The 21,844-nt window shown below is 31.0% G+C and carries 17 protein-coding genes; 16 read left to right on the forward strand and 1 reads right to left on the reverse strand.

Annotated features, from left to right (window positions below):
• The first annotated feature begins 1 nt into the window (after position 1).
• From E7419_03265 to E7419_03335, 15 genes are read left to right on the forward strand one after another with little or no spacing between them, the layout of a single operon-like run.
• A complete protein-coding gene (locus E7419_03265; protein ID MBE7014212.1) occupies positions 2–598 on the forward strand; it encodes a molecular chaperone DnaJ in 597 nt (198 codons plus the stop codon).
• Positions 589–1,086, forward strand: a complete 498-nt coding sequence (locus E7419_03270; protein ID MBE7014213.1) for a hypothetical protein — start codon at positions 589–591, stop codon at positions 1,084–1,086. The genes E7419_03265 and E7419_03270 overlap by 10 nt, the downstream gene beginning before the upstream one ends.
• 5 nt (positions 1,087–1,091) lie before the next feature.
• On the forward strand, positions 1,092–4,418 hold the full coding sequence (locus E7419_03275; protein ID MBE7014214.1) for a hypothetical protein: 3,327 nt from the start codon (positions 1,092–1,094) through the stop codon (positions 4,416–4,418).
• On the forward strand, positions 4,419–7,916 hold the full coding sequence (gene addA / locus E7419_03280; GenBank protein MBE7014215.1) for a helicase-exonuclease AddAB subunit AddA: 3,498 nt from the start codon (positions 4,419–4,421) through the stop codon (positions 7,914–7,916).
• A 16-nt stretch (positions 7,917–7,932) separates the two neighbouring features.
• Positions 7,933–8,418 (forward strand): hypothetical protein, encoded by a 486-nt coding sequence (locus tag E7419_03285; protein ID MBE7014216.1) that lies wholly within the window; start codon positions 7,933–7,935, stop codon positions 8,416–8,418.
• 2 nt (positions 8,419–8,420) lie between these two features.
• Entirely contained in the window at positions 8,421–9,428 is a 1,008-nt protein-coding gene (locus tag E7419_03290) for an FAD:protein FMN transferase (protein ID MBE7014217.1), read from the forward strand.
• Position 9,429: 1 nt separating this feature from the next.
• On the forward strand, positions 9,430–10,314 hold the full coding sequence (trxB, locus tag E7419_03295) for a thioredoxin-disulfide reductase (protein MBE7014218.1): 885 nt from the start codon (positions 9,430–9,432) through the stop codon (positions 10,312–10,314).
• A 24-nt stretch (positions 10,315–10,338) separates the two neighbouring features.
• Positions 10,339–11,562 (forward strand): 6-phosphofructokinase, encoded by a 1,224-nt coding sequence (locus tag E7419_03300; protein MBE7014219.1) that lies wholly within the window; start codon positions 10,339–10,341, stop codon positions 11,560–11,562.
• A gap of 13 nt (positions 11,563–11,575) precedes the next feature.
• Positions 11,576–13,411 carry a hypothetical protein gene (locus E7419_03305; GenBank protein MBE7014220.1) on the forward strand — a complete coding sequence of 612 codons (1,836 nt, stop codon included), beginning with the start codon at positions 11,576–11,578 and terminating at the stop codon, positions 13,409–13,411.
• Positions 13,412–14,542 carry a class I SAM-dependent RNA methyltransferase gene (locus E7419_03310; protein ID MBE7014221.1) on the forward strand — a complete coding sequence of 377 codons (1,131 nt, stop codon included), beginning with the start codon at positions 13,412–13,414 and terminating at the stop codon, positions 14,540–14,542.
• A gap of 29 nt (positions 14,543–14,571) precedes the next feature.
• Positions 14,572–14,844, forward strand: coding sequence for an ACT domain-containing protein (locus E7419_03315; GenBank protein ID MBE7014222.1), 273 nt, complete (start codon positions 14,572–14,574; stop codon positions 14,842–14,844).
• 11 nt (positions 14,845–14,855) lie between these two features.
• On the forward strand, positions 14,856–16,214 hold the full coding sequence (locus E7419_03320; GenBank protein MBE7014223.1) for a PFL family protein: 1,359 nt from the start codon (positions 14,856–14,858) through the stop codon (positions 16,212–16,214).
• Between the two features lie 8 nt (positions 16,215–16,222).
• Positions 16,223–18,580 (forward strand): endonuclease MutS2, encoded by a 2,358-nt coding sequence (locus tag E7419_03325; GenBank protein MBE7014224.1) that lies wholly within the window; start codon positions 16,223–16,225, stop codon positions 18,578–18,580.
• A 30-nt stretch (positions 18,581–18,610) separates the two neighbouring features.
• The gene (locus tag E7419_03330; protein MBE7014225.1) at positions 18,611–19,009 is read left to right on the forward strand and encodes an RDD family protein; all 399 of its coding nucleotides are present in this window, start codon (positions 18,611–18,613) and stop codon (positions 19,007–19,009) included.
• Between the two features lie 5 nt (positions 19,010–19,014).
• Positions 19,015–19,821, forward strand: a complete 807-nt coding sequence (locus E7419_03335; GenBank protein MBE7014226.1) for a hypothetical protein — start codon at positions 19,015–19,017, stop codon at positions 19,819–19,821.
• Positions 19,822–20,057: 236 nt separating this feature from the next.
• Here the strand turns inward: E7419_03335 and E7419_03340 are convergent, their stop codons facing one another.
• Positions 20,058–20,657: a hypothetical protein gene (locus E7419_03340; protein MBE7014227.1), complete on the reverse strand. Its 600-nt coding sequence runs from the start codon at positions 20,655–20,657 to the stop codon at positions 20,058–20,060.
• Between the two features lie 66 nt (positions 20,658–20,723).
• Here E7419_03340 and E7419_03345 point away from each other — a divergent pair, with 66 nt between their 5' ends.
• Positions 20,724–21,839 carry an iron-containing alcohol dehydrogenase gene (locus E7419_03345; protein MBE7014228.1) on the forward strand — a complete coding sequence of 372 codons (1,116 nt, stop codon included), beginning with the start codon at positions 20,724–20,726 and terminating at the stop codon, positions 21,837–21,839.
• Positions 21,840–21,844 lie beyond the last annotated feature (5 nt).

The raw sequence follows: 21,844 nt of genomic DNA on the forward strand, positions 1-21,844 counted from the left end.
TATGGATCCATATAAAGTTTTGGGAGTACCATCTAATGCAGATTGGGAAACTATAGATAAAGCGCATAAAGAACTGGTTAAAAAATACCATCCGGACAGGTATGTTAATAATCCTCTGTCGGACTTGGCAGAAGAAAAATTAAAGGAAATAAATGAAGCGTATGAAATATTAAAAAAAGGTCATAAGACTAATACAAATACTTATAGCGGGAACTACTCTAATACATCAGGAGGAACAGGTGAATTTTCAAATATCCGTAATATGATAAATATGGGTAGAGTTGCAGAAGCGGAAACTACTTTAGACGGTATGTCAAATAAGACTGCCGAATGGTTTTTCCTAAAAGGGTTATGTGCAATAAAAAGAGGCTGGCAGGACAGGGCTTATACCTATATCCAGACTGCTGTTTCAATGGACCCTAACAATCAGGAATACCGTTTTTATTACAATCAGTTTATGACCCGTGCAAACACTTACAGAACTTATGGGAATAACAATGGTTATTCTAACGATAATTCACTTGACTGCTGTCTTAACCTGTGGTGTTTAGATAGCTTATGCGAATGTATGGGAGGGGACCTTATAAATTGTTGTTAGCATTTGGTTCAGTTTGTACAGCCCTTTCCGTAATATGTTTATTTTTGTCAGGAGTTATAAGTATTAATACTTTTGCTTTTTTGACATTGACATCTTGTTTTGTTGGTGTAATGCATATAGAGGGTAAAACAAAGTATTCACTTTTAACATTTTTTGCAGTATCATTTCTTTCGTTTTTACTGCCTGTTGACAGGATAAGCCTTTTATATTACTTTGGATTTTTCGGATACTATCCGATTTTAAAAGGATATATCGAAAAAATAAGAAAACTAAGTATTGAGCTTATTATAAAAACAGTTCTTTTTCTTTTGGTTTCATTTTTGGGTATTTATACAGTATCCTTTATTATGGGTGTAACTTTAAGCGAAAGATTGTCATGGCAGATACTGTCAATTATTGCTGCTTTGATACTTCATATATACGATTATGCGTTAAGCATTTTCTTTTCCTTTTACGAAAGAAGAATAAAAAATAAATTAAGAAGGTAAATAATATGCCCTTAACAATTATATCAGGTGCTAAAAAAACGGGTAAAACCGAATTTGTATTTAATGAACTTAAAAAAAATAAAAATAGTATTTTAATCGTTCCTGAGCAAACTTTGTTTCTTTATGAGAAAAATGTACTGGAGAAACTTGGCGAGGAGCGTTCTTTTAATATAAAAATATTAAGTTTCAAAAAACTTGCACTTAGTCTTTTAAAAGAAGATGAAAATTTCAATCGTGTTAAACTTCTTGATAAGGATACAAAAAGCCTTCTTATAGAGAAAATCCTTTTAAATAACAGAGATTCTCTTTTGTCGTTTAAGAATGCCCTGAGCAGTTCTTCCCTGTGTGAAAAAATAGGTGCTCAGATTTCGGAATTTAAAAAATATCTTATTGACAAAGATAAGATTTCAAGTCTTTCTGAAGATGAAAAAATAAATAAAAATCTTAAAGACAAACTCAAGGATTTAAGTTTTATATATAAAGAATACGAAGAAAAAATAAAAGATATTTATATGGATTTTGATAATCTTATAAAAACTGCTTCGGATAAAATAATAAACGAAAAACTTTTTTTAAAAGAGAATATATATATCGACTCTTTCACAGGTTTTACAGGCGATGAACTGTATATGATTAAAGCGTTTTTGCAAAATGAGAGTAATGTATTTATTACGCTTTCAGAGATTAGCGGCAGATGCGAAACCTTTGGAGATTTATCATATACTGTACATAATACAAAAAAGAAACTTATAAAAGAGGCATCTTCTATAGGCTTAAAATGCGATGAGATAGTGCTTAAAGAAAGTTACATTAAAAATTGCGACATAAGATTTTTAGCAGATAATTTTTCACTTTCCCACGATAATAATTATGATAAAACTCCTTCTCATATTATACTTAAAAAAACAAGGAGCATTAATAAAGAATGTGACCTTCTTGCGTCATATATAATAAAAACGCTAAAAGAAGATAAAGCGCGTCTAAACGAAATGGCTGTCATTATTCCAGATATGAAAGAATATGGCCCATATATAAAAGAATCGCTTGAAAAATTCGGGCTTACATTTTATTCAAATGAGAAAAAATCCGTTTATGATATGCCTGTTGCATCACTTCTTAACAATGTGTTTAACATAGTTTTGTCAGGTAACAGAATGGATGTTATTTTAGGGTATTTAAAATCGGGATACTTTTTTAAAAATTGTCCTGATTTAATATATAAATTCGAAAGATTTATTTTAAAAACCGGTGTAAGAGCATATCAGCTTATGGGAAAACCATTTTTGGAAATACTTGAAGAAAAGAAATCTTTTAATTTTAAGATTGATAATGAAGAAGGTCTTAAAATAGTTTATGATACTGCAATATATCCTATAGTAAAACTTAAAGAAAAGATTGAAAATTCAAAAACCTCTAAAGATTATTCTCTGGCACTTTATGAATTTTTCACAGATATTTCTATTGATAAAACACTTATAGAATATTCTAAGGAGTATGAAAAAGACGGAGATCTTGTAAAAGGCAAACAACTTATTCAGGTTTATAATTATATTTTGGAAAGTCTGGAGAGAACAACACTTATACTTTCCGATTCTTTAGTTTCCTTTCTGGAATATAAAAATATTATTATTTCAGGGCTTAAGAATAAGAATATCGCATCTGTTCCCATACTTTATGACAGTATATTTATAACCGAACCGTCCGGATTTTTTAACGATTCATATAAATATATTTATGTTTTAGGGGCAAATGAAGGAAAATTGCCGTCATTTGATTTTACTGATGGAATAATAAACGAGGACGAAAGAAAAGTTTTAAAAGATATGGGGATAGAACTGTCTATGAGCCGTGAACTTAAAATGATGGAATCAAATTTTAAAGTTTACGATATTATAACTTCCCCTGAAGAAAAGTTATATATTTCCTTTTCAGATTATTCAAAAGGTGCCTCCGAGCAGACACCAAGCGAATTTGCAAACGAAATAAAAGAAATGTTTAAAATAGATGCGAAGTATGAAAAAGCATTTTATTCTACAAAAAGGAACTTACTTAAAGATACTTTAACATCTTTTTCTAAAAAAACTATGGAGGAAGAAAAGGATAATATAGCATACCTTTGCTATGATAAAGAATATTTAAAGATAATTAAAGATACGCTTTTAAAGATAAAAAATCCTGATTTTAAAAATGTAAGTGTAAGTCCTTCGAATATTAAAAAACTTATAGGGGATACCTTAAGAGTAAGCACAACCAATATGGAAAAATACAATAAGTGTGGTTTTTCTTACTTTATTCAGTATGTTCTTCGCGCTAAAGAAAACGAAGAATTTACTATAAACAGTGCTAATTTAGGTTCTGTAATGCATCTTATTTTAGAAAAATTCTCTAAAGTTTTAATGAAGGATAACAAGGATTTTTCCGATGTAACGGATAGTTACATAAACGAAAAACTTGACAAAATTATAAACGACTCGATAAAGGAAACTGAAAACGGAGTTTTCGCTTCGGATATAAAAGGCGAGGTATACAGAAGAAGGCTTAAAGCAACAGCATATAAAACGATAATGTTACTTAGAAAACATTTTATTTTGGGAAGTTTTAAAACAGTTGGGTTTGAGGTTGATTTCGGAAAAGAGGAAAGCGAAAATCAGGGTATTATTTTCGATGCAGGAAACGGCAGAAAAATAATCTTAAACGGTGTTATTGACAGAGTAGATAAATATAAAAAAGATGACGATGAGTACATAAGAATAGTAGATTATAAATCTTCAGAAAAAACTCTTGATTTTTATGAAGTAGTGCTTGGTCTTAAAATGCAACTTGCCATCTATCTTATGACTGCTATCGGTACTGAAAGAATAGATAAAATAAAACCGGGCGGAATGCTCTATTTATCTTTAAAATCTCCTCTTATAAGTATTGCATCGCCTACTGATACGGATAAATTTGAGGCGGAAATAAGAAAAAAAATTACTATGAAAGGTTTTTATCTTAATTCGTCTTCTATTGCTGAAGCGATGGATAAAAACTTAAAAGATAACAAAATATCTGAAATAGTGGATATAGAACTTGACAAAGAAGGAATTCCTAAAAATAAAAACACTTTGAGTATAAAGGAATTTGAAACGCTTTTAAAATATGTAAGAGGAAATATTGAGGATAAAGGAAAGAAAATTTTTGATGGTAAATTTCCGATACTGCCAGTAAAAGAAACAAGAAGTACTTCTTGTGATTATTGCCCGTACAGCAGTATATGTATGTATGACAGTGATAATTTTGAAATGATAAATATTAAAAAATTGTCAAGAGACGAAATATTTGGAGTAGATTAAATGTCAGATATAAAATTCAGTAATGAACAATTAAAAGCAATTGAATTAAGAAATTCTTCCCTGATGGTTTCTGCGGCGGCAGGTTCAGGGAAAACTGCTGTGCTTGTTGAACGAATTATAAGAAAAATAACTGAAGACTCTATTGATGTTGATAAAATGCTTATAGTTACTTTTACAAACGCTGCAGCACAGGGAATGAAAAGAAAAATAAAGGCTGCAATAAAAGAATGCATAAAAAAAGACCCTGAAAATGCAAATTTAAAAAAACAACTTTTACTTGTTGATAAAGCGAATATATCAACAGTTCATTCATTCTGCCTTGATTTAATAAAAAAATATTCGCACATGCTAAGCAAGGAAGTTCCTAAAGATTTTTCCCTTATAAACGAAACGGAAAAATCTCTTATGATGAATCAGATTTTAACTGAGATTATATCCGACTGTTATGAAAAAAACGAGGAGGATTTTATAAAACTTTTAGATTGTTTCGGGCAAAATAGCAGCGACAGTAAAATAACTTCATTAATTATTATGATATATAATTTTTTAGTAAGTATTCCCGATTACAGAAAATGGGTTTATAAAAACCTTGATTTAATTTCAGGAAAAAGTGATTTTTATAAATCAAATTATGCATATTCCTTAGAAGAATACTTAAAGAATGTTATGAAATCATCTTACGATAAGTATTCTTACGCTATTTCCTATATAGAAAACAATCAGGATATGGCAGGATACTATGACCTTTTAAAAGAGGAAAGGCTATACTTTGAAAAAGCACTTAAAATCAGTGGCTTAAAAGAACTTATTTCCCATATAGGAAAGATTGAGTTTACAAAACTTCCTTCTACTAAAAAGTCAATTTATACTGAACTTTGCCAGGAAGTGCGAAATTCTGTAAAAAAAGCAGTAGGAAAAATTAATGAACATTATTCAAATGAAATAATTGAAATAAATTTGAAAAATTCCAAAGAATATGGTATAATAAATAAATTGTTTGAAATTGTGCTTTTGTTTGACGAAAAGTTCAAAGAAGAAAAATATCAGTCAGGTTATCTTGACTTTAATGACTTGGAGCATCTGACAATTTCACTGCTAAGCGTTGATGGAAAATTAAAAGAAGAATTTTGGCACTTAAGGGATAGTTTTGAGGAAATCTTGGTTGACGAATATCAGGATACTAACGATGTTCAGGAAGCAATTTTTACCCTTTTAAAAAAGGAAAATAACTTGTTTACTGTTGGCGATATCAAGCAGAGTATTTACCGTTTCAGACATGCTAACCCTGATTTATTCCTGGAAAGAATGGATGACTATAACCAATGTAAAACGGGGGAAGTTGTTAATCTTAATGCTAATTACAGATGCCATCAGAATATTGTCGATGCAGTTAATATGATTTTCTCTTTTATAATGAGTAAGGAACTTTCAGGAATTGATTATAAAAGTGCGAAACTTATTGCAAAAGGTGACTTTTCAGATGTTGACAAATTAAAAATGTCCTGTGATGTTAAGATTGCCCTTACTGATAAGTCGGACGAAGACGAAGATTTCGAAAAAGAAGCAAAGATAATTGCAGATTCAATAAATAAGTTAATAGAGGATAAGGATATAAAAATAAAAGGGCGTTCTTTAAAATATTCGGATATTACTATACTTCTTAGAAGTTTTAATGAAAAGTCGTTCGGTCTTTTAAAAGAACTTACAAAATATAATATCCCTGTTTCCTATGAGGATAAAACCCAGTTTTTTGATACTGCGGAAATAAAAAGTTTTATATCTTTACTTAAAATAATTGATAATCCTTATGATGATATTTCCTATATAGCGGCTCTCAGAAATATATTTTTATATTCGGATGATGACCTTTTAAGGCTAAGGCTTTTAAGTAAAAAAGCGCCTTTTTATGAACTTCATAAAAAATCAGAAGACAAAAAGGATAAAAAAGTTATCTCATATATTGAATTTTTAAGAGATTTTTCCAAAAAATACGATTTAAAAACTCTCATTACAAAAATTTATGAAGATACTTTCTATGTTGAATATCAGACGGGGTATATAGGCGGCCATAAAAGAAAGGAAAATTTGGAAAGGCTTATTGATATAGCATCAACGTTTGAAGAAAATGAATATAAAGGGCTTTATTCTTTTATTAACTATATAGATAAAATCGTATCAGGAAAAACTAAAATTGCAAACCCTAAAATAGATGACAGTAAGGATACTGTTAAGGTTATGTCTATTCATAGCAGTAAAGGATTAGAGTTTCCTGTTGTCATACTCTCCGGAATGAATAAGCAGTTTAATAAACTTGATTTTAATTCGGATATAGTTTTAAGTTCAAAACTGGGGATAGGCTATACTTATGTTGATTACGAGGGGCAGTTTAAATATCCGTCCATTTATAAAAATATTATATGCGAAGAAGAATTAAAGGAACTTCTTTTGGAAGAAGAGAGAATATTATATGTTGCCTTAACCCGTGCACAATATAAACTTATTATGACAGGGTGCGTTAAAAAGCCTTCAAAGGCAGAATGGTTTACTAAGTTTTTAAACGTAGGTGTAATGAATGGCGATACCGTTACATATACTGATTTTAAAAGTATGAATTCATATTTTGACATGACTCTTCCTTCACTTTTAAAAGAGAAAAATAAAAATGATGATGGTATATATACAGATGGTGAATGGTTAAGTTTAAATGACGGGATGATAAAAATTTATGTATATGACGACTTAAGTTTAAAAACCAAAGAGGAAGAATATAATTATTCTATAAAAGATATGAAAATATCTAAAGAGCAAAAAGAATTAATGGACGAAAAATATCTTTATACTTATTCATCTTGCTTTAAAAACATTCCCAAGAAAATTTCGGTAACTGAAGCAAGGAAGATGCTTCAGGATGACGATACAGACTATGACTTTAATCCTGCTGATTCAATCTATGTACCTGATTTTCGTAAAGAGGCATCAATCAGTGCAAGAGAAAGAGGTACTTTAATACATTATGTATTTGAAAATATAGATTTGGACCTTCTTAGAAACACTGATAACAAAATGAAGGTAATTTTAGATTTTATATCACAAAATAATTATATAAAAGATAAACTTACTCATTATGATTTAAAAAAAGCGGAAGCATTTTTTGATTCCTATATCGGAATTAAAATGTTAAGGGCAAAGACTGTAGAAAGAGAAAAAGAATTTTTAGTTAAAATTCCTGCAAATGAAATATATAAGGATTTAGGGGATAAATCAACTGATATGATAATTGTGCAGGGAATAATAGACTGTTTCTTTGTTGATAATAAGGGGGATATTTATCTTGTTGACTATAAGTATTCCAAAGAATCAGATGAAATAATAAAAAAGGAATATGAACCTCAGATAAGTCTTTATAAAAAGGCACTGAAAAAATCTTTAAACTTAAATTCCTGTAATATAAAATCATTTATATGGAATGTCGAAAAAGAATCTTTGATAGAATTTTAGAAAGGAACTTTAAAAAATGGAGAAAAAAACTAAACAGCAAAAATATGGGCGGGTATTTATCTTAGTACTTCTTACTTTGTTTTTTATATCTTTTTCTGCTTCTGCACTTATTATTATAAATTCCAATAAACTTGTTTTTGTTTCAGATATGGAAGAATATGAGGCAATAACAGAGGGGCTTAAAGATAATGAGGATAAAGATCAGAAGATTATTGATTTAACCGAACAGGTTGAAAGATATAAATCAATGTATGAAAGTTTATCCGATGAAAATAAAAGCTTAGTTAAAACCAATCAGAATCTGACATCAAAAGTTTCAAACTTAGAGAGTCAACTGAAAAATGCTTCTTCTAAACCAAAAGATGAAGAAAAAGAATCAGGTAAAGAAGAGGATAATGAAGACGATAAAACAACTGACAAGGAAGAAACAAAAGAAACAAGTAAAAATACTTCGGGGAAAAATAGTTCAACAAAAAATACAAAACCGAAGACCGACGAATAATTATGAAAAAAAGTTTAATTTTTATATTCCTGATCATTATTTTTATTGGAATTTTATGGGGAAATTCTACTAACTTAAGTAAACCTTATGAAAAAATAGGATATGCCCTTGATACACAAATAAGAATAGTTGTATATGATAAAGGGGCAGACTCTGATATAGTAAACAAGGCTTATAACGAAATACTAAGGCTTGAAAAAATTCTTTCAAACTTTAACGAAAGTTCCGAAACCTGTATCCTTAATGAAAAAGGAGAACTTACAGTAAGCGATGAACTTAAAAGTGTTATTCTTTCAGGTATTGAAATAACAAATAAGACTTTTGGAAACTATGATTTAACAATTTATCCGTTATCTGAAATATGGAATTATAAAAATAAAAAAGTTCCGTCTTTAGATGCGATTAAAGAGGCAAAAAGCCTTATAGGAGCCGAAAATATAAAAATTTCAGGCTGTAAAGTAACTTTACTTAACAATGCTAAAATTGATGTGTCATCTCTGGCAAAAGGTTATATAGCAGACTCAGTAATTGATTTACTAAAAAATAACGGAATAAAAAACGCACTGGTTGACGCAGGAGGAAATATAAAAGTTATAGGAAGTGCTAATGGGAAAAACAGTTCTTTTAAAATAGGAATAAAAGACCCGAACAAGAAAGAAACTGATTCTATAGGATATATACAACTTAAAGATAAATCAATTGTAACATCAGGAATTTATGAAAGAAATTTTACATATGAAGGTAAACTTTATCATCATATTATAAATCCGCATACAGGTTATCCCTCAGATAGCGATGTTATAAGTGCTTCTGTAATATGTGAAAATTCAATGATTGCAGACGCTTATGCTACAGCGCTTGTTGTTATGGGAGCAGATGAGGGGCTAAAACTTATAGAGCAAAACGAAGATTTGGAATGTATAATGGTAAAAAAAGATAATACTGTTATTTTATCAAGCGGAATAAAAGATTTCAATTTAACAGATGACAATTATAAAATCGGAGGTTAATATGTACGATATTGCAGTAATTGGCGGAGGACCGGCAGGAATGACGGCAGGACTTTATGCCAAAAGAGCAGGTCTTAGCGTGGTTATACTTGAAAAGAATTTTTTTGGCGGTCAGATTGTTAATTCTCATAAGGTAGATAATTATCCCGGACTTCCGGGAATATCAGGCTATGACCTATCGGATAAATTCATAAATCAGTTAAAAGAATTAGAAGTTGAAATGAAAAACAAAAATGTTGTGTCCTGTGATTTAACAGGGGAAATTAAAAAGATAAATTTAAGAAAAGAAGAAATTCTTGCCCGTTCTGTTATAATTGCAACAGGAGCAAGACCGAGAAAATTAGGAATTTTGGGTGAAGAAGAATATATAGGTCTCGGAGTTTCTTATTGCGCAACATGTGACGGTGCTTTTTATAAGGACAAGATTGTTGCTGTTAATGGCGGTGGTAATACAGCTCTTGACGATGCACTTTATCTTGCGAATTTTTCAAAAAAAGTGTATCTTATTCATAGAAGAGATACATTCAGGGGTGCAAAAACTACCCTTGATAAAATTAAAAAGAATGAAAAAATAGAAATTATAACAAATAATGAAATAACCAAAATAAAAGGAAATGAAAAATTAGAAAGCATAGTCTTAAAAGATAACAAAGAACTTCTTATTGATGGACTTTTTATTGCAATAGGCAACGAACCTGAAACCGAAATTTTCAAAGGACAGGTTGAACTTACAGAGGGTGGATATATTAAAACTAATAAAAATCTTGAAACTAATCTTAAAATGGTTTATGGAGCAGGAGATGTAGTCGATAAAAAATTAAGACAGGTTGTTACTGCACAAAACGATGGTGCTATAGCGGTTAATGAGATAATTGAAAGGTTGTAAAAGAAAATTACGGAGGGGAAAAATATGGGAAAAAATTTGCTTGTAGGTCAGTCAGGTGGTCCGACTGCTGCTATAAACGCTTCACTTGCAGGTGTTATATCAGAAGGGCTTAAATCAAGTAGTATAGAAAAAGTTTACGGTACAAGATACGGTGTTGAAGGTATTATAAAAGAAAATCTTATAGATTTATCATACTTTTCGGATGAAGAAAAGATAGAACTTTTAAAGCAGACTCCTTCAGCATATCTTGGCTCATGCAGAAAAAAACTTCCGGAAATAAAAAAAGATGAAAGTATCTATGAAAAGATTTACGAAGTATTTAAAAAATATGATATAGGCTATTTCTTTTACATAGGCGGAAACGATTCAATGGATACAGTTAATAAACTTTCAAAGTACTTTAGCGAAAAAGACCTTGATGTTAAAATAATCGGTGTTCCTAAAACTATTGATAACGACTTGGCTCTTACCGACCATACTCCCGGTTACGGCTCAGCTGCCCGTTTTGTAGCAAATACTGTAAAACAGGTTGCCCACGATAACAGGGTTTATGATATGGAGTCCATTACAATTTTGGAGATTATGGGAAGAAATGCAGGTTGGCTTACTGCCGCTGCAGCACTTGCAAACGATGAAAATCATACATTTTGTGATATTATATGCTTACCTGAGGTAAGTTTTGATATTGATAAATTTGTTGCAAAAATTGAAGAAATCATTTCAAAAAAGAAACATGTTATTATCGCAATATCTGAGGGAATTAAAAACGAAAAAGGCGAACTCATCTGCGATTCAAGTGCAAATTTAAGAGAATCGAATGATGGATTTAATCATGCTCAGTTAGGTGGAGCAGGAAAAACTTTAGAGCTTATATTAAAGGACAGGCTTAAATGGAAAACAAGATCAATTGAACTTAGTACTCTTCAAAGATGCTTTTCAGTTGCAGGTTCCAAGACTGATATTGACGAATCTTTTAATGTAGGCAAGGAAAGTGTTAAATATGCTCTTAAAGGATATACAGGAGTTATGATAGGCTATGTAAGAAAAGATACTGAAGATTACCAGATAGAATATGCACCTTTTGATACTGATAAAGTTGCAAATTTTGAAAAATCAGTTCCTCTTGATATGATTACCGATGACGGATTTTTTGTTACCGAAAAATTCTATGAATATGCAAGACCATTAATAGACGGAACAAGGGATATCACTTATAACGACGGGACTATCAGTACCTTAACAATTTAAGAAGGATTTTAAAATGAAACTAAAGATAGAAAAAAAGATACTTAATTTAAGACAAACTTTTTTACATATATTTATATTTTCACTTATTTTATCTTTAATGCAGACTTTTATGCATATAGGTATAAGTGGTATAACGTCATTTTTAGATGCTTTTAATCCGATTATACTTATCATAAACTCATCCTTGTTTTTTATTGTAATTTCATTTTTAGTATTTTTAACAGGGAAGTTTCACATAAGTTTTATCATAATGAGTGTAATTACCCAACTTTTTTTAATAGTAAATCACTATAAAATTCATTTTTTAAGTGTACCATTAAAAGCAAGCGATTTGATTTTAGGAAAAGAAGCAACAGGGATGCTTGGTAATTATACCATACCGATTAGTATTAAAGTTGTTTTAATTACATTATGTTTAATACTTTTATGTGTTTTTGCATTTAAGTATTTAAAAAACGAAAAGATAAAAATTACATATAGACTCTTAGGAATTATTATAACACTTTTAGTTTCATATTTTTCCTGTAATTACTTTTACTTAAACACAAAAATTTATGACTCTGTCACATTTTTCTCAAATGAATTCAGCGAAGTAGATGTTGTTAACGGGCATGGATTTTTCTATTCGATGGTAAACGGGATAGGAAGAACAAAATATCAAAAGCCTGACGGTTACGATAAAGAGAATGTTAAAGCACTGCTTGATGTTAAAAAAACCGATGAAAGTTATCCAAACGTAATTGCTGTAATGAGTGAAGCGTTTTTTGATATAAGAGAAGCAAAAAATATTAAGTTTAACAAAAACCCTCTTCCTACTTATACCCAACTTAAGAAAGAGGGGATTTATGGCGATATTATCGTACCTGGATTTGCAGGGAACACGTCATCAGCAGAGTTTGAGTTTTTAACAGGAGTAAATATTTCTTTAATTGACAAAGGAATGCCTGTTCCTTATAAAACATTTCTGACTAAGAAAGCATATTCTCTTGTCCGTCATTTTAAAGATGAGGGGTTTGATACAGTCGCAATGCATCCCGGTTTTAAATGGTTTTATAACAGGGGAGTTGCTTACAATGCGTTGGGATTTAACCGTACAATATTTATAGAGGATTTGGATTATAAACCTTCTATGACGAATTACTACGCAAACGACTCGGAAGCGGCAAAAATGATTATTAACGATTATTCAAAACATCTTGAAACTAACTATGATAAAGGTTATTTTAATTTTACCGTTACCATTCAGAATCATGGACCGTATATGACTTATGATACCGAAAAAGAAGACATAACAAAACGTATTGACTCTATGACTGATTCCGAATACTATACAGTTGATAATTATGTTCAGGGTTTAAAAGATGCAGATGATTTTTTAAAAACTATAAAAGAATATATTGATTCTATTGACAAACCGACAGTTGTTGTGTTCTTTGGCGACCACTTGCCATATATGGATTCTGAACTTAAAATATATGATTTAATAGGTTATGATATAACAAGTGGTACTGAAAGTTCCGTATACAGAAAATATAAAACGCCATATCTTATTTTTTCAAACAGTGCTTTTAAGAAAGATATGTTAGAAAAAGGAAAAAGTGTTTTAAGAGGAAAAAGGCAGACTATATCTTCAAGTTATCTTGCAACAGAACTTTTAAGATATATGAATGTAAAAATGCCTCCGTACTATGAATACATATATAATCTTAAACAGGATATAAATGTTTTTTCTCCTCATTTTTATATGAAAAAAAATAAATTTTCCTATGAACTAAGTGATAGTGAGAGTGAGAAAGTAAAGGTTTTAAAAGACTTACAGTATTATAATATGATGGAGTATGGTAAATAAATGGACAAGTTTGATATAGTTGTAACTACAATGTTCGGCTTAGAATCAGTGGTAGCAAAAGAAATAAGGGATTTGGGATATGAAACCAAGGAGGTAACAGACGGAAGAATTACATTTTACGGTGATTTTGAGGCTGTTGCAAGAGCGAATATGTGGCTAAGATGTGCCGAAAGAGTTTTTATTAAAGTAGGCGAATTTAATGCATATACTTTCGATGAACTTTTTGAAAAAACAAAAAGTTTAGACTGGTCTCAGTGGCTTTATAAAGACAGTGAGTTTCCTGTTAACGGGTTTTCTCACAAATCGAAACTTTTCAGTATAAGAGACTGTCAGGCAATAATAAAAAAGGGAATTGTTGAATCATTAACTAAAAGTTATAAAATAAACTGGTTTTCTGAGAGCGGAAGTTTATATAAAATTGAATTTTCAATTATAAAAGATAAGGTAACCCTTATGATTGAAACATCAGGAGATAATCTTCATAAAAGAGGATACCGAAGGCGTTCCAATATGGCACCTTTAAAAGAAACTATTGCTGCTGCGATAGTTAAAATGAGCAGATTCAGTTATAATGGTTTGTTTTGTGACCCGTTTTGCGGTTCGGGTACAATCCCGATTGAAGCGGCAATGATAGCAAAAAATATTGCACCGGGTCTTAACCGTCATTTTGCATTTGAAAGTTTTAAACAAATGGATAAAAAATACTTAAAAGATGCAAAAGAGGAGGCATTATCTCAGATAAGAAAAACTAACCTCAAAGTTATTGCATCGGATATAGATTATGATTGTGTGGATTTAACTATAAATAATGCAAAACTTGCAAGAGTAAATGATGTTATTTTAGTAAAAAGACTTCCTGTAGCAGAGTTTAAAAGTGAAGAAACCGGCGGAACTATCGTATGTAATCCACCTTATGGCGAAAGGCTTTTAGATATAAGGACAAGTGAAAAAATAATAAAAGATTTAGGAAGAGTATATAAATCGTTAAACGGATGGAACTTATTCGTTATAACACCTAATGAAAAATTTGAAACATTAATAGGAAAAAGAGCAACCAAAAAGAGAAAACTGTATAACGGTATGATAAAATGCGACCTTTATCAGTATTTTTCAAAGGCAGACAGATTATAGTTGCTTTTAAGATTAAGGAGGAAAAGAGAATGAAAAAAGCAGTAATAACAGTTATAGGAAAAGACAAGGTAGGTATTATCCACAATATAAGTGGTATATTAAGTGAAAGTAATATTAATATATTAGATATATCCCAGACAATTATGGGAGATATTTTTACTATGGTAATGATGACAGATATTTCAAATTCAGGTTTGGATTTTTCTTTACTTTCAGAAAAACTTGAAAAATCAGGAAACGAAATGGGCGTTAAAGTAACTATATGTTTAGAAGATATATTCAACGAAATGCATAGAATTTAGAGGTGTCAAAAATGATTTCAGGAAAAGAAGTAATTGAAACTTTAAATATGATTGAAAAAGAGAATCTTGATATAAGAACGATTACTATGGGGATTTCTCTTCTTGACTGTGCTTCAGAGGACCATAAAAAATCAATCACAAAAATTTACGATAAAATAATGTACCTTGCAAAAGATTTGGTTAAAACAGGGGAAAATATATCTAAAGAAATGGGAATACCTATTATAAACAAAAGAATTTCCGTAACACCTATTTCTATAGTTGCAGCATCTTCCGATGCGAAAAGTTATGTTCCTTATGCAAAAATGCTTGATAAAGTGGCACAAGATACAGGCGTTGACTTTATAGGAGGTTTTTCTGCCCTTGTTCACAAAGGCTATACAAAAGGGGACAAGATTTTAATAAACTCAATAGGCGAAGCAATAGCAGAAACAAATAAAGTATGTTCTTCGGTTAATGTCGGCACAACTAAAGCAGGAATAAATATGGACGCAGTAAGAGAAATGGGAACAGTTGTAAAAGACTTAGCCGAAAGAACTAAAGATAAAGACTCTATCGGTGCATCAAAATTGGTTGTATTCTGTAATGCTCCCGAAGATAATCCGTTTATGGCAGGTGCATTTTTAGGAGTGGGAGAACCTGAGTGCGTCATAAATGTCGGAGTAAGCGGACCAGGTGTTGTTAAATCTGCACTTGAGAAAGTTAAGGGCGAAGATTTTGCAGTAGTTTCTGACACTATAAAGAAAACTGCATTTAAAATAACAAGAATGGGGCAGATGGTAGCAAGAGAAGCCTCAAAGCGTCTTAATGTACCATTTGGTATAGTTGACTTATCTTTAGCACCAACCCCTGCAGTGGGGGACAGTGTTGCCCATATATTAGAGGAAATGGGGCTTGAAAGATGCGGAACTCACGGCACAACTGCTGCACTTGCTCTTTTAAACGATGCAGTTAAAAAGGGTGGAGTTTTTGCAAGTTCGCATGTGGGAGGTCTTTCAGGGGCATTTATTCCCGTGAGCGAAGATGCAGGAATGATAGAAGCAGTTAAATGCGGTGCACTATCCTTAGAAAAATTAGAGGCTATGACCTGTGTTTGTTCAGTAGGTCTTGATATGATAGTTGTTCCTGGCGATACTTCGGCTGAAACAATTTCTGCAATTATAGCAGACGAAGCGGCAATTGGTATGGTAAATTCCAAAACAACTGCTGTAAGAGTAATCCCTGCAGTCGGAAAAAACGTTGGGGATATGGTAAACTTCGGTGGCCTTTTAGGGTATGGACCTGTTATGAATGTAAGTAAATATTCATCAAATGAATTTGTAAACAGAGGGGGAAGAATTCCCGCACCTTTACAATCACTTAAAAATTAGGCGGTAGTATGGATAAAAAAAGCTATGTAAAACTGGAATTTGATAAAATAAGAGAAATGCTTTCTTCAAATTGTGTAATAGAACCAAATAAAAAGAAGGCTTTGTTACTTGAGCCATTTTCCGATATTTCAGATTTAAATTTTAATTTAAACGAGGTAAATGACGCATATTCTCTTATAATAAAAAGAGGAAATCCACCTATTTATCAGATAAAAGATGTTATTTCGCATATTAAAAGGCTGGAACTTAGTGCAACACTAAACGCTAAAGAACTTTTAGATATAGGTAAACTTTTAAAAACAGTACGTCTTTTAAAAGATTATGCGTCGGAAGATAGCGAACTTGGTGTTTACTTTGATAATCTTATTATATTAAGAGGTTTGGAGGAGGAAATATCAACTAAAATTTTATCAGAAGAGGAAATTTCTGATAATGCAAGTATAAAATTATATGCTATAAGAAAAAAGATAAAAGCAACGCAAAATAAAATAAAAGACACTTTAAATAATATTATCACAAGTCCTGCTTATCAAAAATTTCTGCAGGACCCCGTTGTTACAATGCGTGGCGACAGGTTTTGTCTGCCTGTTAAAATTGAGCATAAGGGTGATATAAAAGGGATTGTTCACGACACTTCTTCCTCAGGGTCAACCGTGTTTGTAGAACCTATGGCAGTAGTTGAAATAAATAATTCCTTAAAAGAAATGTTTACAGAAGAAGAGAAAGAGATTGAAAGAATACTTTTTGATATTACTTCCTTGTGTTCTTTAAATAAAGACCAGATTTTAAATAATTATAATATTGTGTGTGATCTTGACTTTTTATTTGCCAAAGCGAAACTTGGCGTTTTAATGAAAGGAACACGCCCTGTTGTAAATGAAAGAGGTTATATAAACTTAAAAAAAGCAAGGCATCCTCTCATTGACTCTTCAAAAGTTGTACCTATTGATGTAATGCTTGGCGGTCAGTTTGATGCTCTAATCGTAACAGGACCAAACACAGGTGGTAAAACAGTTTCCTTAAAAACTGTGGGACTTCTTAATTTAATGGGACTTTCAGGACTTATGATACCTGCTCTCGATAAAAGCGAGATATCAATGTTTTCGGATATTTTTGCCGATATAGGTGACGAACAAAGTATTTTGCAGTCCTTATCAACATTTTCTTCTCACATGGTTAATATTGTAAATATAACAAGGAATGCAGGATATAACTCATTAGTTTTATTTGATGAACTTGGGGCAGGTACTGACCCTGTTGAAGGAGCGTCACTTGCTATTGGAATAATTGAGAGTTTGAGAAATGTCGGTGCAAAAGTAATGGCAACCACTCATTACAGTGAACTTAAACTTTATGCTTTGTCAACTAAGGGAGTTATGAACGCAAGTTGCGAATTTGATGTGGAAACTTTACGCCCGACCTACAGGCTTATAATAGGAACACCGGGTAAAAGTAACGCTTTTCATATATCTGAAAAACTTGGCCTTAGTGAAAAAATCTTAGAGAAAGCAAAAGAACAGTTAAATGAAGAAAATATAAAATTTGAAGATGTGCTTTCTGAAATTGAAAAAACAAGAATTGCCTTAAAGAAAGAAAGGGAACTTGCCAATAAATTTAAAATTGAAGCAGATGAACTAAGAAAAAAACTTATAGAACAAAAAGAAAAAAGCGAAGAAAAATATGCTAAAATTATTGATAAAGCAAATGAAGAAGCAAGGGAAATACTAACTGAAGCAAAAGAAGAAGCGGAAAGCATAATTAAAGAATTAAGGAATTTAAGAAAAGAACAGAATCAGCGTGAGTTTGACAAAAAGACTACAAATGTTAACGAAAGACTTTCTAAGAAAATAAAAGAAAGAAGCGTTAAAATTTTAGATAATAACAAGAAAGTTATAAAACCTGTTAATCCGAAAGACCTCTTAAAAGGAACGAGTGTCAGACTTATTGACCATGACCAGAGTGCAACAGTAGTAGAACTTCCTGACAGTGACGGAAATTTAGTAGTAATGGCAGGAATTTTAAAAATAAGAACCAATATATCAAATATTTGCCTTGATGATAATGTAATAAAGAAAGAAACAACTTATACAACATATAAAAAGGCAGAACTTAAAAATAAAACTATTACCACCGAATTTGATATAAGAGGGCAGACGGCGACTGACGGTGTAATGGACGCTGAAAAATATATAGATGATGCCGTAATGTTAAAGTTAGAGAAAGTATCAATTATCCACGGAAAAGGAACGGGAGTTTTGAGAGCTGCTGTTCACGCAATGTTAAAGAAACACCCTAACGTTAAATCATTCAGATTAGGTCTTTTCGGCGAAGGAGAAGACGGGGTAACAATAGTTGAGTTAAAGTAGCCGTCGGATGCTACAAGTGAGGAGATAACAATGAAAACTTTTATAAAAAGATTATATGCAGGACTTATAGATGCATTTTTTATAGGTCTTCCTGTAGGTATAATATATTATATATTTATATGGCAGTCTGCCAAAGCAGGAGATTTTAAAATTTCGTATAATGAACTTCAGTTCAATATAACCTCTGTAACAATGATGCTTTTATTTATATATTATATCGTTTGCGAAATAATAGGGACAAGTGCAGGTAAAAAAATATTTAATATAAAACTTACCTACAAAGGCAACGGGGCAATAGCGAAAATCTTAAGACCGTTTTTTAAGATTTTAACCTTGTATTTCTGGCCACTTGCCGTTCTTTCTGTATTTTTACCGGAGCATTTACCTTTTTATGATTATATTTTGAAAACTAAAGTTGAAGAGGTTTAATTAAAATGATAGATTTAGATAAATTGAATGAAGAAATAGAAGAAATAGGCGAATATATAAAAGAAGACGATTATGACGGAGCGTATGAAATAATCGAGGAACTTTTAAAAGAATATGACGGAATGTATAAAGAAACTGAAAATGAAAGATTTTTTGCTTTTGATTCTCCTATCCAGTTTTATTTATACGATATGTTCTTAAAGTCGGATAAGTATTTAAGAAGATGTGATATAGACTACAGAACCCTTTATTTATCAAAAGGTCATATAGATATGGCTTATGATAGATTTTATGAGTGCGAAGAAGCACTCTCAAAGGCGCTCTACTGGAATCCAGTTGACCCTAATGTTTTTTATGAACTTGCAAGACTTTTTATAAAAACAAAGGAAATAAATAAACTTAAGATAGTAATTAAAGCCGTGAGAAACTATATACTCGACAAGGTTTCTTACGCTAAATATTATGCATATTTAGGTGAGTTTTACAGATTGAAGGAAGATTATAAAACTGCTATTGCACTGTACTATGTGAGTGAAAGTATTTTAGAAACTCCCGTTGCAAAGGAAGGCATAGAGTATATTTTGGAAAGAGAAGATATTCTAAATCCTCCTGCAACCGAAGAAGTAATTGAAACATTAAAAAAAGATGAGTTTGAATTTAACTTAAATTCTGAAGTTTTAGGTATGATTTATGATTTATCTTATGAACTTTCTAAAAATCTTAATAATAAGAGCGCAATGTATTGCCTTGATGTTTTATATGAACTTACAGATGACGAAAAATATTTAAGGGAAAAAGAATACTTAGAATAAAATGCATTTATTCAATCAGGAATTAGGAACATGTGTTAATTAGGAATGAGGATTTAGGAATTAGGAATAAAGGAAATGCAATTATGCCATACGGCAATTGCATTACCGTAGGGGAGGGTTTCCACGCCCTCCCGAAACGTAACAATTAAAATAATCCCAATGGATTTAATGGGAAATAAACCTTAAAAACCGCAAAAGGCTGTATAGCATCTTTTGCGTACATTCATTCCTAATTCCTAAATCCTCATTCCTAATTTCTTGCTGTTTATATAAAATTTAAGTCCTCCGATTACTGCAAAAATCAAAGATAGTTTAATGGTAGCATTAAAAGCGTATTCACTTTTATTAGCATTATAATCGCATCGTATATCTAAATCAAATGCACCTTTTGAAACTTGTGTTTTATTTTCGATAATTCCAAGAAGAGGGTATATGGCAGAGGTAATCACGCCGAAGGATATTGCACGAAATGCCGCGTCACCTTCTGCACATATTATTTTCAAATAAAGGTTTTTAACTTTTGTTTTAGAAAGTATATAATTTACTGTCTTTAAACCTTCAGATATAATATGACAATAATATTTTATTTTTTGAGAAAATGAAAGTTCTTCTTTTTTCTTTTTCTCATTAGAGTCTTTGGACTTTTTACTTGTTCTTTTATTTGATTTATCACTGCGTTTTAATAAATCATGCTTTATAAAAAGATAGGAAACTTTAAGTTTAAGTTTTTCACCTTGATTTTTTTCAATATATAAAGTTGCAGGAATACATAAAAGAATAAGGATAAGTGCAATGATTGAAAAAAGAATAATAAGAATATTTAAAATTAAATTCATATTAAACACCTCGTTAAAAAAATTATAACATAAGAAGAATTAAAATACAATAAGGGGAAAATAACAATGATAAAAAATTTAATACCCACAAAAATTTTCAAGGGAGAAAATATAATTTTAAATAATCAGGACGAAATTATTATAGGTAAAAAAGCAATGATTATAACGGGTAAAACATCAGGGGAAAAATCAGGGGCTTTAGACGATGTTAAAAAAATACTTGATGCTAAAGGTATTCCTTACTTAGTATATAATAAAATTTCAAATAATCCAACAATAGAAGAAACGGTTGAAGCAGGGGAAGAAGCAAGAAGATATAATTGTGATTTTTTAATCGGCATAGGAGGAGGCTCACCGCTTGATGCAACAAAAGCAATAGCCGTTTATGCTAAAAATCCTCCGAAAGAAAATTCTTCTTTTGATGTTTATGATATATTTTTAAATAATTTTGAAAATGAGCCTTTGCCAATGATTGCAATTCCAACAACTGCAGGGACAGGCTCAGAAGCAACTCAATATTCAATTCTTACATTGCATAAAGAAAAAAATAAAAAATCATTTGCGTCGGACAGGGTTTTTTATAAAAAAGCGTTTATTGACGGAAGATATACCATAAATCTTCCTTTGCAAATTGCACGAAATACTTTTGTTGATACTTTGTGCCACTTAATAGAAGGATACACAAATAAAAGAGCAAGCAAAAAAACTGACTCTTACGCATTAGCAGGACTGGAAATTTTAAGTTCTCATAAAGATAGATTTCTTAATGGAAAGTTTGATATACCTTCCTGTACGGAACTTTTATACGCATCAACTATAGGCGGTGCGGTAATTGCTCATACAGGTACAACTATTATTCATTCAATGGGATATCCGCTTACTTATTATAAAAACATTCCTCACGGTCAGGCTAACGGAATAATTTTAAGAGAATATTTAAGAAGAACAAAAGAAGTCAGTAAGGATAAAGTAGAAAATATTCTAAAAGCATTAAACTTTAATTCACAGGAAGAATTTGAAGAATATATAGGCAGAATAATAGAAATACCCGACAACATAACTTTTGATGAAATATCCGAATGGACAAAGACTACCATACAGTCTAAAAATGCTTTGGTCTGCCCGTTTGATGTTTCTTATGAAAAAGAAGTTGAAATATTTAAAAAATGTTTAAAAATATAAATAAA

This window comes from Oscillospiraceae bacterium, assembly GCA_015068525.1.
Taxonomy (GTDB): Bacteria; Bacillota; Clostridia; order UMGS1840; family HGM11507; genus SIG450.

Excerpts from the sequence above, each read along its gene's own strand:
- E7419_03265 (MBE7014212.1), top strand. The coding sequence starts at position 2 with ATGGATCCATATAAAGTTTTGGGAGTACCATCTAATGCAGATTGGGAA.
- E7419_03275 (MBE7014214.1), top strand. The coding sequence starts at position 1,092 with ATGCCCTTAACAATTATATCAGGTGCTAAAAAAACGGGTAAAACCGAA.
- addA (MBE7014215.1), top strand. The coding sequence starts at position 4,419 with ATGTCAGATATAAAATTCAGTAATGAACAATTAAAAGCAATTGAATTA.
- E7419_03285 (MBE7014216.1), top strand. The coding sequence starts at position 7,933 with ATGGAGAAAAAAACTAAACAGCAAAAATATGGGCGGGTATTTATCTTA.
- E7419_03290 (MBE7014217.1), top strand. The coding sequence starts at position 8,421 with ATGAAAAAAAGTTTAATTTTTATATTCCTGATCATTATTTTTATTGGA.
- trxB (MBE7014218.1), top strand. The coding sequence starts at position 9,430 with ATGTACGATATTGCAGTAATTGGCGGAGGACCGGCAGGAATGACGGCA.
- E7419_03300 (MBE7014219.1), top strand. The coding sequence starts at position 10,339 with ATGGGAAAAAATTTGCTTGTAGGTCAGTCAGGTGGTCCGACTGCTGCT.
- E7419_03305 (MBE7014220.1), top strand. The coding sequence starts at position 11,576 with ATGAAACTAAAGATAGAAAAAAAGATACTTAATTTAAGACAAACTTTT.
- E7419_03310 (MBE7014221.1), top strand. The coding sequence starts at position 13,412 with ATGGACAAGTTTGATATAGTTGTAACTACAATGTTCGGCTTAGAATCA.
- E7419_03315 (MBE7014222.1), top strand. The coding sequence starts at position 14,572 with ATGAAAAAAGCAGTAATAACAGTTATAGGAAAAGACAAGGTAGGTATT.
- E7419_03320 (MBE7014223.1), top strand. The coding sequence starts at position 14,856 with ATGATTTCAGGAAAAGAAGTAATTGAAACTTTAAATATGATTGAAAAA.
- E7419_03325 (MBE7014224.1), top strand. The coding sequence starts at position 16,223 with ATGGATAAAAAAAGCTATGTAAAACTGGAATTTGATAAAATAAGAGAA.
- E7419_03330 (MBE7014225.1), top strand. The coding sequence starts at position 18,611 with ATGAAAACTTTTATAAAAAGATTATATGCAGGACTTATAGATGCATTT.
- E7419_03335 (MBE7014226.1), top strand. The coding sequence starts at position 19,015 with ATGATAGATTTAGATAAATTGAATGAAGAAATAGAAGAAATAGGCGAA.
- E7419_03340 (MBE7014227.1), bottom strand. The coding sequence starts at position 20,657 with ATGAATTTAATTTTAAATATTCTTATTATTCTTTTTTCAATCATTGCA.
- E7419_03345 (MBE7014228.1), top strand. The coding sequence starts at position 20,724 with ATGATAAAAAATTTAATACCCACAAAAATTTTCAAGGGAGAAAATATA.